At 61.6% G+C, this 16,410-nt stretch carries 16 protein-coding genes; all 16 read left to right on the top strand.

Annotated features, from left to right (window positions below):
* The first annotated feature begins 2 nt into the window (after nucleotides 1–2).
* The 16 genes from rsmH to OL236_RS00755 all read left to right on the top strand — a co-directional run bounded on the left by rsmH (nucleotide 3) and on the right by OL236_RS00755 (nucleotide 16,367).
* Nucleotides 3–938 (top strand): 16S rRNA (cytosine(1402)-N(4))-methyltransferase RsmH, encoded by a 936-nt coding sequence (rsmH, locus tag OL236_RS00675; RefSeq protein ID WP_265070968.1) that lies wholly within the window; start codon nucleotides 3–5, stop codon nucleotides 936–938.
* Between the two features lie 86 nt (nucleotides 939–1,024).
* Nucleotides 1,025–1,396, top strand: a complete 372-nt coding sequence (gene ftsL / locus OL236_RS00680) for a cell division protein FtsL (protein ID WP_006191060.1) — start codon at nucleotides 1,025–1,027, stop codon at nucleotides 1,394–1,396.
* A gap of 22 nt (nucleotides 1,397–1,418) precedes the next feature.
* Nucleotides 1,419–4,325, top strand: coding sequence for a UDP-N-acetylmuramoyl-L-alanyl-D-glutamate--2,6-diaminopimelate ligase (locus OL236_RS12445; RefSeq protein WP_320109801.1), 2,907 nt, complete (start codon nucleotides 1,419–1,421; stop codon nucleotides 4,323–4,325).
* Nucleotides 4,322–5,296 carry a phospho-N-acetylmuramoyl-pentapeptide-transferase gene (gene mraY, locus OL236_RS00695; protein ID WP_265070969.1) on the top strand — a complete coding sequence of 325 codons (975 nt, stop codon included), beginning with the start codon at nucleotides 4,322–4,324 and terminating at the stop codon, nucleotides 5,294–5,296. Before OL236_RS12445 ends, mraY begins: the two co-directional genes overlap by 4 nt.
* A gap of 73 nt (nucleotides 5,297–5,369) precedes the next feature.
* Entirely contained in the window at nucleotides 5,370–6,752 is a 1,383-nt protein-coding gene (murD, locus tag OL236_RS00700) for a UDP-N-acetylmuramoyl-L-alanine--D-glutamate ligase (RefSeq protein WP_265070970.1), read from the top strand.
* Between the two features lie 45 nt (nucleotides 6,753–6,797).
* Entirely contained in the window at nucleotides 6,798–7,907 is a 1,110-nt protein-coding gene (gene murG / locus OL236_RS00705; protein ID WP_265070971.1) for an undecaprenyldiphospho-muramoylpentapeptide beta-N-acetylglucosaminyltransferase, read from the top strand.
* Nucleotides 7,908–7,919: 12 nt separating this feature from the next.
* Nucleotides 7,920–9,293, top strand: a complete 1,374-nt coding sequence (murC, locus tag OL236_RS00710; protein ID WP_265070972.1) for a UDP-N-acetylmuramate--L-alanine ligase — start codon at nucleotides 7,920–7,922, stop codon at nucleotides 9,291–9,293.
* A gap of 4 nt (nucleotides 9,294–9,297) precedes the next feature.
* Nucleotides 9,298–10,236, top strand: a complete 939-nt coding sequence (locus OL236_RS00715) for a D-alanine--D-alanine ligase (protein WP_265070973.1) — start codon at nucleotides 9,298–9,300, stop codon at nucleotides 10,234–10,236.
* 41 nt (nucleotides 10,237–10,277) lie between these two features.
* Nucleotides 10,278–11,066: a cell division protein FtsQ/DivIB gene (locus tag OL236_RS00720; RefSeq protein ID WP_009645443.1), complete on the top strand. Its 789-nt coding sequence runs from the start codon at nucleotides 10,278–10,280 to the stop codon at nucleotides 11,064–11,066.
* Nucleotides 11,067–11,169: 103 nt separating this feature from the next.
* Nucleotides 11,170–11,346, top strand: a complete 177-nt coding sequence (locus OL236_RS00725) for a hypothetical protein (RefSeq protein ID WP_265070974.1) — start codon at nucleotides 11,170–11,172, stop codon at nucleotides 11,344–11,346.
* A gap of 9 nt (nucleotides 11,347–11,355) precedes the next feature.
* Nucleotides 11,356–11,967: an N-acetyltransferase gene (locus tag OL236_RS00730; protein ID WP_265070975.1), complete on the top strand. Its 612-nt coding sequence runs from the start codon at nucleotides 11,356–11,358 to the stop codon at nucleotides 11,965–11,967.
* 104 nt (nucleotides 11,968–12,071) lie between these two features.
* A complete protein-coding gene (locus OL236_RS00735) occupies nucleotides 12,072–12,773 on the top strand; it encodes a DUF881 domain-containing protein (protein ID WP_265070976.1) in 702 nt (233 codons plus the stop codon).
* Nucleotides 12,770–13,105, top strand: a complete 336-nt coding sequence (locus OL236_RS00740) for a small basic family protein (protein WP_006191080.1) — start codon at nucleotides 12,770–12,772, stop codon at nucleotides 13,103–13,105. Before OL236_RS00735 ends, OL236_RS00740 begins: the two co-directional genes overlap by 4 nt.
* A 157-nt stretch (nucleotides 13,106–13,262) precedes the next feature.
* The gene (ftsZ, locus tag OL236_RS00745) at nucleotides 13,263–14,378 is read left to right on the top strand and encodes a cell division protein FtsZ (RefSeq protein ID WP_265070977.1); all 1,116 of its coding nucleotides are present in this window, start codon (nucleotides 13,263–13,265) and stop codon (nucleotides 14,376–14,378) included.
* Nucleotides 14,379–14,574: 196 nt separating this feature from the next.
* On the top strand, nucleotides 14,575–16,002 hold the full coding sequence (locus OL236_RS00750) for a phosphodiester glycosidase family protein (RefSeq protein WP_009645436.1): 1,428 nt from the start codon (nucleotides 14,575–14,577) through the stop codon (nucleotides 16,000–16,002).
* Between the two features lie 65 nt (nucleotides 16,003–16,067).
* Complete coding sequence (locus OL236_RS00755) at nucleotides 16,068–16,367, top strand: hypothetical protein (protein ID WP_009645435.1); 300 nt, start codon at nucleotides 16,068–16,070, stop codon at nucleotides 16,365–16,367.
* The last annotated feature ends 43 nt before the right edge of the window (nucleotides 16,368–16,410 follow it).

Consider the following 16,410-nt stretch of genomic DNA (forward strand, 5'->3'; position numbering starts at 1 on the left):
GCATGGAGTTTCGCCATACGAGCGTGATGCCGGAGGAGACTCTGGCGGCTCTCGCCGTGAAGCCTGCGGGCACTTACGTCGACTGTACGCTGGGCGGCGCGGGTCACGCGCGGCGCATCGCTGACAGGCTCTCTCCCGCAGGACGGCTCATCGGACTCGACCAGGATGAGGCGGCAATCCGCGCGGCGAAGAAGCGGCTTGCCAACGTCTCGTGCCGCGTCGACGTCGTGCGCTCGAATTTCCGTGCGCTCGACTCGGTTCTGCAAAGTCTCGGCGTCACCTCTGTCGACGGCGTGCTCTTCGACCTCGGCGTGTCGTCGCATCAGATCGATACGGCAGAGCGCGGCTTTTCCTACATGCAGGACGCACCGCTCGACATGCGCATGGACACGTCGCGTCTCCTGTCGGCGCACGAGGTTGTCAACGAATATGACGAGGCGGAGCTTTGGCGCATCTTCCGCGACTACGGCGAGGAGCGCTGGGCGAAGCGCATTGCCGCATTCATCGCAGCAGCGCGGCAGGAAAAGCCCATCGAGACGACGGGCGAACTCGTTGACATCGTCTGCCGCGCCGTGCCCAAGGGCGTGCGCCGCGCGGCGGGCGGCCATCCGGCGAAGCGCATCTTCCAGGCGATCCGCATCGAGGTGAACGACGAACTCGGCATCCTGCAGGCAAGCGTTGAGAATGCGGTGCACGCGCTCGCGCCCGGTGGCAGGATCGCCGTCCTCACGTTTCACTCGCTTGAAGACCGCATCGTCAAGCAGGCATTCAAGGAACTCGCACGCGGCTGTATCTGCCCGCCCGAGCTTCCCGTCTGCGTTTGCGGTCACGAGCCTAAGGTCAGGCTCTTGGGCAAGGCGCAGAAGCCGAGCGCCGCAGAGTCTGCAGAGAATCCGCGCGCCAAGAGCGCGAAATTGCGCGTGGCTGAGAAATTATAGGAAGCCGCTCTTCGGTAGAGGGCGTATGAGGAAGCAGGCGGAGGCCGCAGGAAGCGGCAGCACCGCTATCAAGGAGGGATCGACAGATGCTCGCAAGACAAAGGGAGTATGAGTATTATGAGGAGGAGCTGCAGCCGCAGCGGATCGAGAAGCCCGCGCCGCCTCCTAAGCGGCGGCCGACGCTCAACACGCATCTGCGCTCCCGCTGCTTCTTGCTGCTCGCGCTGGTCTCTATCATGGCGATGGCGGTGACGATCCGAAGCGGCATCACGGCGAGCCGCGGCTACGATCTCGTGAAGATCCAACAGCAGGCGGAAACGCTCGAAAAGGAAAATGAGCATCTGAAGATCGAGATCGCACAGATGAAATCGCCCGAGCGCGTGCGCCGCATCGCGACGGAAAAGCTCGGCATGAGCACGCCGAAGACGGTCTACTTTGCGACAGGTGCGAAGGAATAGGTCCGATAAATTTCATGGAGGGATGGCAATGAAGACGCTTGCCGAGTTGGCGGCGCTCGTCGAGGGCGCTGAAATCAAGGGAGATGCAGCTGCGAAGATCGCGGACATCGTGCACGATTCGCGCGAGGTGACGGAGGGGACGCTCTTCGTCGCCATCGAGGGGCTGCATGTCGACGGTCATTCCTTCATCGCGCAGGCGGTCGAGAAGGGCGCGTGCGCGATTCTGACGGAGCGCGGGATTGAGATTCCCGAGGGTGCGGCGGCGGTTCTTCGCGTGCCGAATCTTGCGGCGGCGCTTGAGGTCATCGTGCCGTTTTTCCATGACTACCCGTCGCGAAAGATGCGCATCATCGGCATCACGGGCACGAACGGCAAGACGACGACGAGTTACATGACGCGTGCCATCCTGCGCGAGGCGGGGTACAAGGTCGGAATCATTGGCACGATTCAGATCCTCGTTGAGGATGAGGCTCTGCCGATTCACAATACGACGCCCGACGTCGTCGTCCTGGAGCGAACGCTCGCCTATATGGCGCGGCGTGGCATGGATTTCGTCGTCATGGAGGTTTCTTCGCATGCGCTCGATCAGAACCGTGTGGCGGGCATCGAATTCGATACGGCGGTATTCACGAACCTCACGCAGGATCATCTCGACTATCATAAGACGCTCGAAAACTACAAGCGCGCGAAAGCGCGCCTTTTCGACCTTGTGAGCCGCAAGGGTGCGAAGGAGGGTAAGACGGCTGTCGTCAATATCGACGATGCGGCGGGCGAAACAATGCTCGCCCATGCGAAGTGTGCGCATCTCACGTATGCCGTGAAGAAGGAAGCCGCCCTTCGCGCCGAGAACATCCGCGTCCATGCGCGGGGCATGGAACTGACGCTTGCAGGCGCTTTCGGCAGGATGGATCTTTCGCTCGGCGTCACGGGAATCTTCAACGTCTACAACGTCATGAGCGCCGTCGGCGCGGCGCTCGCGGAAAGGATCGCGCCCGAGGCGATCAAGAGGGCGCTCGAAGCTTTCAAGAGCGTGCCCGGGCGCTTTGAGCTCGTCGATGCGGGGCAGGCGTTCTCCATCATCGTCGACTATGCGCATACGCCCGACGGCTTGGAGAACATCCTGAATACGGCGCGGGAGATTGCGGCGGGACGCATCCTCACGGTGTTCGGCTGCGGCGGCGACCGCGACCGCACGAAGCGGCCGATCATGGGGCGCATCGCGGCGGCTCTTTCTGACGTCGTACTCGTGACCTCGGACAATCCGCGCACGGAAGATCCCGCGCGCATCCTCGATGAGGTCGAGGTCGGCGTGCTTGAGAAGATCGGCGACAAGCGCCATGAAAAGATCGCCGACCGCCGCACGGCGATCGTGCGTGCCGTGGCGCTCGCCGAAAAGGACGACATCGTCATCATCGCGGGCAAGGGGCACGAGAATTACCAGATCTTGAAGGACAAGACGATCCACTTCGACGACAAGGAAGTCGCCCGCGAGGCCGTCGCCGCGCGGGAGAAAAGCTATGCGATGCGCTTTTCGCTCGCCGATGTCGAGCGCGCGGCGGAGGCTGAAGCCGTGCGCACGGCGGCGGACATCGCATTTTCCGACATCGTGACGGATACGCGAAAGATTGCGGCGGGATCGCTCTTCGTCGCGCTTCGGGGCGAGCGCTTTGACGGCGCGGACTTCGCGGTGCAGGCGGTCGAAAAGGGCGCGGCGGGCGTGCTCGTAGCGGCTGATACGCCCGAGGCGAAGCTGCCGAAGACGGGCGTCGTGCTCAAGGCGAAGGACACCCTGCTCGCCTATCAGCAGATCGCCGCCGCGTGGCGCAGGAAGTTTTCCATCCCCGTCGTCGCCATCACAGGATCGAACGGCAAGACGACGACCAAAGACTTGACGGCCGCTGTGCTCGGCGCACGCCTTCTTGTGCAGAAGACGGCGGCGAACTATAACAACGAGATCGGCCTGCCGCTGACGCTCCTTGGCCTTCGCACCGCGCACGAGGCGGCTGTCGTCGAGATCGGCATGAGAGGACTCGGGCAGATCGCCGCGCTCGCGCCGCTCGCCGCGCCGACCGTCGCCATCGTGACGAACGTCGGCGAGGTGCACATGGAGCTTCTCGGCTCGATCGAGAACATCGCGAGGGCGAAGGCGGAGCTTGTCGAGGCTGTGGAGCCGGGCGGCACGGTCATACTGAACGCCGACGATGCGCGCGTCCTAGCGATGCGCGAGAAGGCGAAGGCGGGCGTGCGCGTCGTGACCTTCGGGCTTTCGCGCGATGCCGATGTGCGTGCCGTCGCCGTCGGCAAGGCCGAGGGCGGCATGAGATTCATGCTGGAATGGAAAAACGAGCGCGGGCGACTGGAACGGCACGAGCTCTTCCTGCCGATGCCAGGGAGACACAATGTGTCGAATGCGCTCGCCGCCATCGCTGCGGCCCGCGTGCTCGGCCTTTCTCTCACGGATGTCCGGCGCGGACTCGCCGTGCCGCCTGCGCAGAAGATGCGCTTTGCCGTCGAGAAGTGCGGCGCATACACCTTCGTCAACGACGCTTACAATGCGAGTCCCGCATCGACACGCGCGTCCTTGAAGACGCTCGCTGAGATGTTCGCGGGCAGGAAGATCGCCGTTCTCGGCGACATGCTCGAACTCGGCAGCGCGTCGAAGAGCGGCCACGCGAGCGTGGGCGAGGAGGCGGCGCATCTGGGCTTTGCCGCCGTCCTCTCGCGCGGCGAGGAGAGCCGCTTCATCGTGGAGGCCGCAGAGGCGGGCGGCGTGCCGCTCGTCGAGCGCATGGCGTCGCACGAGGCGGCGGCGGCAAGGCTCAAAGAGATCCTGCAGCCGGGCGACGCCGTGCTCTTCAAAGGCTCGCGCGGCATGAAGATGGATGGGATCATCCCCCTGTTGAAGAAGGCGCTGGAGGCAGGCAAATGATGGATGTGAATACGACGGCGCTTTCTCTTGCAGGAGCGGCGGCGCTCGCCGCCGTCCTCGTGCTCGCGGCCGGCCCCTTCGTGATTCCCGAGCTGCACAAGCTGAAGTTCGGGCAGAGCATACGCGAGGAAGGGCCGAAGAGCCATCAGGCGAAGAGCGGCACGCCGACGATGGGCGGCATCGTGATCATCGCCGCCATCACGCTCGCGACGCTTGCCGCCGTGCCCTTGACGGCGGGCGTATGGCTCGCGCTCTTCGTGATGCTCGGGCACTTCGCGCTCGGCTTCCTCGATGACTACATCAAGGTCGTGAAGAAGCGCAACCTTGGCCTCAAGGCGCGGCAGAAGCTCTTGGGGCAGATCGTCATCGCCGTCGTCGTCATTTTTTTCGCACAGCATGAACTCGGCATTGCGACGACGGTCTGGCTGCCGCTCGTGCACGCGGAGCTTGACATCGGGCTCTTCTACTACCCGCTCGTGCTCTTCGTGCTCGTCGGCACGAGCAACGCCGTGAATCTCACGGACGGTCTCGACGGCCTCGCGGCGGGCACGGTCACGGTCGCCGCGCTCGCCTACATGGCGGTCGCGCTCGCTTTTGGCGCGACGGGGCTTGCCGTGTTCGCGGCGGCGATTGCGGGCGCTTCGTGCGCCTTTTTGCGCTTCAATCATCATCCGGCTCGCGTCTTCATGGGCGATACGGGATCCTTGGCGCTCGGCGGCGCGATCGCCGCGCTCGGCATTCTCACACATACGGAAATTTTGCTCGCCGTCATCGGCATCGTCTTTGTCGCCGAGGCGCTTTCCGTTATCATCCAGGTCATCTCCTTCAAGACGACGGGAAAGCGCGTCTTCCTCATGAGTCCGATTCATCACCACTTCGAGCTAAAGGGGTGGCAGGAGACGCGCGTCGTCCATACGTTCTGGCTCGTCGGTGCCGTCTTTGCGGCGCTCGGCGCATGGCTCGCATATTGACGCAGGCAGACGTTTGACATCTTGGGACGCCTCCCTCGGCTGCGGGGAAGAGATAAAGCGAGGAGGAAGCATATTGCATCTCGATACGGATTTCAAAGGAAAGAAGGTTCTCGTCGTCGGCGCCGGGATCAGCGGCTTTGCGGCGGCGAAGGTTCTCAGGAGGCTCGGCGCGAAGGTCATGCTTTCCGATGCGAAGGACGAGGCGGCGATCAAAGAAGATGTCTCTGAGCTTCGCGAACTCGGCATCGGGCTGATTTTCGGCGCACAGGAAGCCGCGCTCCTGGACAGCTGCGATCTTCTCGTGCTCTCGCCCGCCGTTCCCGTCGCCATCCCGCTCGCCGAGGAGGCGAAGCGGCGCGGCATCCGCATCACGAGCGAAGTGGAGTTGGCGGCGACGCTTGCCAAGTCGCCGATCTTCGCCGTGACGGGGACGAACGGCAAGACGACGACGACGACGCTCCTGGGGCTGCTGCTCGCCGAGAAGTTCGGCAAGGAGAAGACGCGCGTCGGCGGCAACATCGGCTATCCGCTGTCGGAGGCGGTGCTGGAGGCGGGCGAGGGCGGCGCGGTTGCCGCCGAGATTTCGAGCTACCAGATGGAGGCGACGGAGCACTTCCGTCCGAAGGTAGCCGCCGTCCTCAACGTGACGCCCGACCACATCAAGCGGCACGGCTCGATGGAAGTCTATCAGGCGATGAAGGAGCGGCTTTTCCGCGAGATGGCAACAGGCGATTGGCTCGTCCTGAACTACGACGACGAGAGGACGCGCTCGATGCAGGCGCGTGCCGCGTGCCCCGTATTTTTCTTCAGCCGCAGGGAGGCGCTCGAAGAGGGCGCTTTGCTCTTAGGCGACAAGCTCGTCCTGCGCCAGGGCGGCGAGGAGATCGTGCTCGTGACGACGGCGGAGCTTGGCATCAAGGGGGCGCACAACGTTGAGAATGCGCTCGCGGCGGCGGCGATGGCGCACCTCGCGGGCGTTGAGGCTGAGGCGATCCGCCGCGTGCTGCGCTCCTTCAAGGGCGTTGAGCACCGCATCGAGCATTTTCTCGATCTCGCGGGCGTCGCCTGGTACAACGATTCCAAGGCGACGAATACGGACTCGGCGATCAAGGCGCTCGAATCCTTCTCGGACGGCATCGTGCTGATTGCGGGCGGCGACGACAAGATGACGGATCTGACGGACTTCATGCATCTCGTCTCGGAGCGCTGCACGGAACTGATCCTCGTCGGCGACGCCGCTGTTCGCTTCGCCGAAGCGGCGCGCGCAGCGGGTTTTCCCGCCGCGCACATCCACGACGCCGCGTACTCGATGAAGACGGCGGTCTACATCGCGCGTCGTCTGGCGAAGCCGCCTGCCGTCGTGCTCTTGTCGCCCGCGTGCGCGAGCTTCGACATGTTCGACGGCTTCGAGGAGCGCGGCGAGGTGTTCAAGCGCTTGGCACGCGAGCTGGCATAGGAGTTTGCAGAAAAACGCAGAAATGGCAGGCAAAGGGGAACAGGCATGAAGATCATCGTTTCGGGCGGCGGCACGGGTGGCCACATATATCCGGCGCTGACGCTTGTGAGCGCTCTCGCCAAGAAGGAGCGCACGGCGGAATTTCTCTACGTCGGCACGCAGAAAGGCCTGGAAGCCGACATCATACCGAAGGAAGGCATCCCCTTTGAAACCGTCGATATCGAGGGGCTCAAGCGCAGTTTCTCGCCCGCGAACATCGTGCGGCTCGGACGCGCCATGCACGGCGTTGCAGAGGCGGCGGCCATCGTGCGCCGCTTCCGCCCCGACGTCGTGATCGGCACGGGCGGCTACGTCTGCGGGCCGATCCTCATGGCGGCGAGCCTCGCGCATGTGCCGACGCTCATTCAGGAGCAGAACGTCGTGCCCGGCGTGACGAACAAGATCTTGTCGAAGTTCGTGACGAAGATCGCCGTCGGCACGGAAGAGGCTCTGTGCCGCTTCCCGCGCAAAAAGGCGGTCTTTACGGGAAATCCCATCCGCCGCGAGGTCATGACGGCGAGCCGCGAGAAGGCGCTCGAAACGTTCGGCTTCGATGCGGCAAAGCGCACGGTACTCGTCTCGGGCGGCAGCCGCGGCGCGAGGAGCATCGACCGCGCGATGGTCGGCGTCCTGCAGGCGGCGCAGAAGTATCCCAAGGTGCAGTTCCTTCTCGTCACGGGAAGGGGCGAGTATGAGGACGTCATGCGCCGACTGGAGGAGGCGGGCGTGGATATTGCCGCCGCGCCGCACATCAAGGTCGAGCCTTACCTCTACAATATGCCCGAGGCGATGGCGATGGCGGATCTCGCCGTCTTCCGCGCAGGTGCGACGGGACTTGCCGAGCTCACGGCACGCGGCGTGCCCGCGATCTTGGTGCCGTATCCGTACGCGGCGGAGAACCATCAGGAGTACAATGCACGCGCCTTGGAGCGAGCGGGCGCGGCGCGCGTGATCTTGGATCGCGATCTCACGGACAAGACGCTTTCGGCGCTGCTCGGCGAGCTTTTGTCAGAAGAAGGAAAGCTCCGCCGCATGGCAGAGAAGAGCCGTGCGCTCGGCCGCCCCGAGGCGGCCGATGAGATTGCCGATCTCGTGCTGGAGATTGCGAAGGATTAGGAGGAGAGAGAGTTGCTGAAGGACATCCATAAGATACATTTTGTCGGTATCGGCGGTGCGGGCATGAGTGCGCTCGCGCACATTCTGCTGGAAAAGGGCTATGAGGTGACAGGCTCCGACCTCGGCTCTTCCGCGCTGATCGAGCAGCTCAAGGGTCTCGGCGCGCACATCCATCACGGGCATCGCGCAGAGAACGTGCACGGGGCAGAAGCCATCGTCGTCTCGACGGCGATTCCTGAGACGAATCCCGAGATTGTCGAGGCAGCGCGGCTCGGCCTGCGTCGCTTCCATCGCTCGGACATCAATGCCGCGCTCCTCAATGCGGCGAAAGGCATCGCCGTGGCGGGAGCGCACGGCAAGACGACGACGACCTCGATGCTCGGCGTCGCGCTCGACCATGCGGGCATCTCGCCGACGATCATCATCGGCGGAGAGGTCGATGTCCTCGGCGGCAACGCGAAGCTCGGCAAGGGCGAGTATCTCGTTTCCGAAGCTGATGAGAGTGACGGCTCGTTCCTGAAGCTCCGGCCGCACATCGCCGTCGTCACGAACATCGAGGACGATCATCTCGATCACTACGGCACGCTCGCGAACATTCGCAAGGCATTTCGCGAATTTCTGGAAAACATCAAGCCCGGCGGCCACGCCGTCCTGTGCTTTGACAACGAGAACGTGCGAGACATCGCTCAGACGCTCGGCCGCAAGGTCATCTCCTACGCCATCGACCATGAGGCGGACTACCGCGCGGGCAAGATCGAGATGCACGGCGCGGGCGTTGATTTCTCCGTGCTGCACAAAGGAAAGGATCTCGGCCGCGTGCGCCTCAATCTGCCCGGCAGGCACAACGTGCTCGACGCACTCGCGACCGTCGTCACGGGCCTGTCCATCGGCTTGACGGTCGAGCAGATGGCGGCGGGACTGGCGCTCTTTCACGGCGCGAAACGGCGCTTCCAGACGAAGGGGCGCGTGCAGGACGTATGGGTCGTCGACGATTACGCGCATCATCCGACGGAGATCGCGACGACGCTCCTCGCGGCGCGTCAGACGAAGCCGCGCCGCATCATCTGCGCCTTTCAGCCGCATCGCTACTCGCGCACGAAGCTTCTTGCCGCTGAGTTCGGCGGCGCTTTTCGCGAGGCGGACGTGCTCATACTGACGGATATTTATTCGGCGGGAGAAGCGCCGATCGAGGGCGTGTCGGGGCGCACGATCCTCGACGCCGTGCGGCAGACGACGGGACAGGACGTGGTCTATATTCCGCATCGGGAAGATATTGCCGCGCACCTCGCCGCCATCGCACAGTCCGGCGACATCATCCTCACGATGGGGGCGGGCGATATATGGAAAACGGGCGAGGAACTGGTCGCTCTTTTGGAGGGGAAATAATTTCATGAAGCAGGGAAAGATCGTCGTCGTCATGGGCGGGCCGTCGAGCGAGGCGGAAGTCTCGCGCCGCACGGGAGCCGCCATCGTCAGCGCCTTGGAGTCGAAGGGCTATGCAGTCGAGGGCATGGAACTCGATCCGCCGCACTTTGCCGAGGCGATAAGAAAGAGCGATTGCGCCATCGTCTTCAACGCGCTGCATGGCAGGTACGGCGAGGACGGCGTGCTGCAGGGCACGCTCGACATGCTCGGCATCCCCTATACGGGTTCGGGCGTCCTCGCCGCCGCCGTCACGATGGACAAGGTCATGTCAAAGCGCGTGTTCCTCGGCGCCGGCATCTCGACGCCGCGCTCCGAGACGTTTCATCGCTTTGAGTTTGACAGAGAGCTTCCCTCACGCATCCGAAAGGCTTTCTCCCTGCCCGTCGTCATCAAGGCGTCGTCGCAGGGATCGAGCATCGGCGTTGCCATCGTCGAAAAGGAGGAGGAGCTTGAGGCGGCGCTCAAGAACGCCTTCCGCTACGACGAGGAAGTGCTCGTCGAGGAGTTCATTCGCGGCAAGGAGCTGACCGTCGCCGTCTGGGGTGACGCGAGAGAAGCGCAGGCCTTTCCCGTCATTGAAATCACGACCGTTTCGGGACGCTACGACTACGCGAGCAAGTACACGAAGGGCGCTTCGACGCACATCATTCCCGCACGCATCCCTTTAGATGTGACGGAGCGCGTGCAGCAGCTCGCCGTCGACGCTTTCCGCGCCTGCGGCTGCCGCGGCGTGGCGCGTGCCGACATGATGCTCGGCGAGGATATGACGCCCTATGTGATCGAGATCAACTCGATGCCCGGCATGACAGAGACCTCGCTCGTGCCCGATGCGGGACGCGCCATGGGCGTCGAGTTCCCCGAACTCTGCGAAAGGATTTTGGAAATGGCAGGGTACGAGAAGTAAGAAATGAGCGAAGGTACGGGATACGGAAAGGAGGCGGGACGATGGCAGAGGAAAGGCAGGAGAATCTCGGCTTTACCGAGCCCGGCGCATTGCCGGGCGAGACGCATATCGTGCGCCGCCGCAGCCCGCGCCGCGTCCTCAAGGGATTCCTGTTCCTCGTCGTCTCGGGCGCTCTCCTCGCCGTCGCCGTCTACTCGCCGCTCTTTTCCGTGCGCGATGTGCGCATCATCGGCAACCACTACATGCCAGCCGATGACATCCGCCGCGTCGCTGGCGTCTATCCGGGCGTGCCGCTCTTCCAGGTGAAGACGGCAGAGATGGCGCAGCTCCTGATGAAGGATCTGCGCGTCGAGCAGGCGAGCGTGCGGCGCTCCTTGCCCTCGACGCTTGAGATTCAGATCGTCGAGCGCCGCCCCGTCGCCACCGTCGACTGCGATTTCGGCTACGTCGATCTCGACCGCGAAGGCACGGTCATCGACGCCTACAAGACGCTGAAGAAGATGGCGATTCCCATGGTCACGGGCATCAAGCTCAAGGACATCTACATCGGCGACAAAACGACGGATGAAAATCTCAAGGCGGCGCTCGTCTATCTCAATGCCCTGAAGCCTGAGACGAATGCGCAGATCTCCGAGGTGTCGCTGAAGAAGCCGGACGACGTCATGGCGTACACGACGGGCGGCGTGCAGATCCGCCTCGGTGCGCTCGACCGCTTGGAAGAAAAGGCGCATCTGACGGACAGTTTCATCGTCGATCAGGAGGTCAAGCAGCGTCCCGTCGAGTACGTCGATTTCAAGTACACGGCGCCGTTCATCAAGCTCAAGCAGTGATTCCTTTACATTCTCGAAACGCGGCAGTATAATAGCCTTGAAGACGTGTGGAATGGTACTTCGATGGAAGCCTTTTGCTGTCTGAATAGAAAGGGTGGCTGTCATGGCGACAAAGAGTTTCTTGAAGAGCGTGAATATCAAAGAGGACAGGCAGATTCGGATATTTGCGAATGCCTTGGAAAAGGCGGAGCAATATCGTGCCAAGAATCTGGGGCAGCCTGTATATGAGGTTCCGCCGGAGAAGATGCACGTCTTGTTGTCGAAGTATCGAAATGCGTAGGGCTTCATAATGCTCGGTACACCGATTGTCAATTTGCTGGATTTGATCGAGGGCGGCGAAGAAGAGGCGCTCAACAACATCCTCGTGGAGTTTTCATGTCCCTGCAATAAAGATGTGGAGAACTTTCTCAAGGAAAAGGCGGTTGCTTTTTCAAAGCAGAGAATAGCCGCCACATATCTTGTCTTTAAGCAATATAAAGGCGAAGATGTTGTGGTCGGCTATTTTTCTATCGCACAGAAGTATTTTCATATTGACTTGAAACGAGGGGCATTGAGCAAGACTTTGCGAAAAAGGATCAACAAGTTTGCCGTATGGGAAGAGTCGCTGCATAGATATATCGTTTCCGCCATCTTGATCGGACAGCTAGGGAAGAATTATGCGCATGGTTACGATAGACTGATTCGCGGCGATGAGCTTCTGGCGATCGCCTGTGACAAGGCGGCGCAGATTCAGCGTATATCCAGCGGAAAGGTCGTGTATTTGGAGTGTGAGGAAAAGCCTGCCCTCGTAGAATTTTATGAACGCAATGGGTTTCATGCTTTTGGCAGACGTATGCTCGACAGGGATGAGTCAGATGTTTTGGAAGGCGGCTGCCTGGTGCAGTTGTTTAGATATTTATGATTTTCCGCATAGTAGAGCGGCGGGGATATTCTATTGGCAGATAGGATCTTTTGCGTTATAATTCCTTTATTATCTCATTTCAGCAACAGTTCGGGAGGCATTTTATGATCAATTTCAAGCAGGGGCGGTGGTCCATCGCCTTTGTCTGCATGGTGCTGGGCTTCATGCTCGCCGTGCAGTTCCGTGCGACGGAGGACATGCGTCAGTCCGTATCGCAGCAGCGTGTGGAGGAACTTGCCACGCGTCTTCTGGAGACGGAGAAGGAGCGTGACCGTCTGCAGGAAGAACTGAAGGATACGAAAGACGCAGCGTCAGAGGGGCCAAGCAACGACTACCAGCGCATGAAGGGCGGCTTCACGGCGCTCGCGGGACCGGGCGTCATCGTCACGCTCGACGACAGCAAGGCGACGTCGAAGGCGGGCGAGAATCCGAACCTCTACCTCATTCATGACGACGATCTCCTGCGCGTCATCAACGAACTGCGTGCCGCAGGGGCAGAGGCCGTGTCCATCAATGGGCAGAGGCTCACGGGCACGTCGGAGATCCGCTGCGCGGGGCCGACGCTCTCCGTCAACAATGTGCGTTCGGCACCGCCCTACAAGATTCATGCCATCGGCGACCCCGACAGTTTGGAGAAGTCGATCAAGATGCGTGGCGGCGTCGAGGACACTCTGAAGGTCTGGGGCATACAGATCGACGTCAAGAAGGAAGAGCATGTCGAGGTGCCCGCCTACAAGGGCGCGGCGTCGTTCAAGTACGCGAAAGCCATCGAAACGCTTTCGGATGAAAAGGAGGGAGCAAGATGATCCTGCCCGTTCTCGGACTTCTCGTCGGCGTCGCCGTCGGCATGCTCTCGCCGATCACTGTGCCGCTCGCCTACGCGAAGCTTTCCTCCGTCGCCTTGCTCGCCTCGCTCGATTCCGTTTTCGGCGGCCTGCGGGCGGCGTCGGAAAACCACTTCGACAATGCCGTATTCATCTCGGGCTTCTTTATGAACGCTCTCATGGCCGCCTTTCTCGTCTACATCGGCGATCGGCTCGGCATCGACCTCTACTATGTGGCGCTCTTGGCGTTCGGCTTGCGTGTCTTCCAGAATCTGGCGATTCTGCGCCGTCATTTCTTCGAAAAGCATAATTAGAGAGGCAAAAAGAGAAAAAAGCAAGCATTTTCATAATTTTTTTATGGCGTACGTATTAAAATAATGATAGAATGGTAGGGAAACTTTTGAGGACGACTGCCGTACTCCCTCTGGTGGGACGAAAGGCGGACTATGCTATATTTTGGGGGTTGCTATCGTGTTTGAATTGGATGATATGGGTTTGGACCAGTTCGCCAAGATCAAGGTCATTGGCGTGGGAGGCGGCGGCAGCAATGCTGTGAACCGCATGATTTCAGCGGGATTGCAGGGCGTGGAGTTTATCGCTGTCAACACGGACGCGCAGGCTCTTTTGCACGCGATGGCGCCGAAACGCATCCAGATCGGCGAGAAACTTACGCGCGGCCTCGGTGCGGGTGCGCGTCCTGAGATCGGCGAGCAGGCGGCGGAGGAGAGCCGCGATGACATCCTGCAGTCGCTGCAGGGCGCGGACATGGTCTTCGTGACCGCCGGCATGGGCGGCGGCACGGGCACGGGAGCGGCGCCCGTCGTCGCTGAGTGTGCGCGTGAGATCGGCGCTCTGACCGTCGGGGTCGTCACACGCCCCTTCACGTTTGAAGGACGTCTGCGCCAGAAGAAGGCGGAGGCGGGCATCGATAAGCTGCAGCAGCACGTCGACACGATCATCACGATTCCGAATGACCGCCTGCTGCAGGTCGTCGACAAGAAGACCTCGATCACGGATGCGTTCAGCTTCGCCGACGACGTCCTGCGCCAGGGCGTCAAGGGCATTTCCGACCTCATCGCTGTGCCGGGGCTGATCAACCTCGACTTCGCTGACGTCAAGTCCATCATGAGCAATGCAGGTTCGGCGCTCATGGGCATCGGCGAGGCGACGGGCGAGAACGCCGCAGTCGCCGCCGCCAAGTACGCGATCGAGTCGCCGCTCTTGGAGACGAGCATCGAAGGGGCGCACGGCGTTCTCCTCAATATCTCCAGCTCGGCGGAGAACCTCAGCATGTACGAAGTCAACGAAGCCTCGTCGACGATTCAGGAGGCCGTCAACGTCGATGCGAACATCATCTTCGGCGCTTCCCTCGACGAAACGCTCGGCGATACCGTGCGCGTGACCGTCATCGCGACGGGATTTGACAACGATACGGTAGGCATCCAGCGTCCCGCTGCGACGGCTGCCCAGGGAAAGCCCGCGCAGCCCGGCGCAAAGCCCGTCCCCCAGGCCGACACGCCGCTGCCGAAGGCGCCGAGCTTCAGCAACTTCGACATCCCCGAATGGATGAATCGAAAGCGCGACTGAGGACGTGCGGAGAAATAACGCGAAAAACAACAGGCATCTTTCCGATGATGGAAGGATGCCTGTTTTGCGTGTGCATGATGCGGCGCATGTTCCGTTCCTTCGTTAAAGGATTTTCAGTCAAAGATTTTCCACCGATTCGCTTGAATCCGTGCTATAATAGTCTTCACTAGATGGATTTTGAGGGGATGGCGAGAGTATGAGGAAGATGGCGCTGAGTCTGGCTTTGGCTCTGGCGGTGGCCTTGGGAACAGATGCCGTTTCTTTTGCGGCACTGCCGCAAACGCAGGCTCGTGTGCAGGTGCAGCAGCAAGCGGCGAAGACGCTGACGGGCGTGCGCTTTGGTACGAGCGACGAGCGTGAGCGCGTCGTCTTCGACTTGACGACGCTGCCCGCCTACGAAGTCCATACGGAAAACGACGGACAGAGGATCGTGCTTTTCCTTGCGGGCGCACGCAGTCAGGCCGTGCAGCCGGAGATTTCGGGCAGCATGGTCGAGAACGTGCGTGTATCGGCCGTGCCGCAGGGCGTCAAGGTCGTCATCGATCTTGCGGCGCCGGCATCTTACGAGGTCAAGACGCTGGCGAACCCGACGCGCCTCTTCATCGATGTACAGAAAGAGTATGAGGTCGTTTCTGAGGAGACGCCTGCGCCCGGTTTGAAGCTCTCGACGCTCAAGAGGCTCGACGCTCGCGGCCGCCTGACGGGATGGGTGCTGGAGGCTGATCCTGCTCGCTACCGCGTTGTGCCTGTACTCGCCAAGGGAGCTGTGCCAGGACGCGCCACGGTCAGCGCGATGTCGGATATGGCAGAAGCCGCCGCGGCGATCAATGCATCCTACTTTGCACCGAGCGGCGAGATCCTTGGCCTTTTGAAGCTGGACGGCACGATCGTCGGCACGACGTACTTTCGGCGCAGCGCCGTGGGGTTTGCCGCTGACGGCAGGACATATTTCGGCCCTGTCGATTACAGCGGAACGGTGACGCTCGGCAAGAGAAGCTGGCCCGTGGGCGGCGTCGATGCGGAGCGCGGCGAGGACAGTCTCGTGATTTACAATCATTACTATGGCTCGACGACGCGCACGAATGAATATGGACAGGAGTACATTGTTCGAGGCGGCAGGGTCGCTGCGGTCAACTTGTCGGACAGCCCAATTCCGAAAGACGGCCTCGTCATCTCAGTGCACGGCAAGGCGAAGGACGCCTTCGCCCAAGTGAAGGTCGGCGACGCCGTACGTGTGGAGGAGGCGATCGGTGCGCCTTGGGAGAGCCTGCCGACAGTCATTGGCGCAGGCCCGATGCTTGTCAAGGACGGCATCGCTCATGTGACGGCGGAGGAGGAGGAATTTCCGCCCGACATCGCACGCGGCCGTGCGCCGCGCACGGCGTTCGGCGTGACGGCGGCCGGGCATTACCTGCTCGCTGTCGTTGACGGACGCCAGTCGCACAGCATTGGCTGCACGCTGCAGGAGATGGCGGAGTTCATGCTGCAGTTCGGCGCCGTTCAGGCGATCAACTTCGATGGCGGCGGTTCGAGTGCGCTCGTCGTCGGTGGCGAACTCGAAAACAGTCCGTCCGACGGGCAGGAGCGCGCCGTCGGCTCGGCGCTCGCGCTCTTGCCGCGCTGACGACGGTCTTCTTATAGTTTTTGTTGGCACATCAGAAAGAATTCGATATAATGGAGGAGATGTAAATGAAAAAAATACTGGCATTAGGCCTTTTTCTTGGCGTTATGATATTTGCTGTCCATGCGCTGACGGCAGAGGCGGCAGTGGACGCAACGTCCGGTATTGCTGGAACAGTTACATGGCGGGCTGAGCCGGGAAGTATGCTTGCGGCGGGTGCGGAGATCGTGCGCGTGCGCACATTGACGGGCGAGGTCGCGGCGGCGCGTGCCGAAGAGAATTGCAGCGTGAGTGAGATGCTCGTCTCCGTCGGTGATGACATCGCTGCGGGACAGGTCGTCGCGCGCCTGAAGAAACAAGATGAATGATTGCGAGGGGAGGCTCCCTCTTTTGTGTTGCTCTCCAATCTGT

It is taken from the genome of Selenomonas sputigena, assembly GCF_026015965.1.
In the GTDB taxonomy this organism is placed as follows: domain Bacteria; phylum Bacillota; class Negativicutes; order Selenomonadales; family Selenomonadaceae; genus Selenomonas.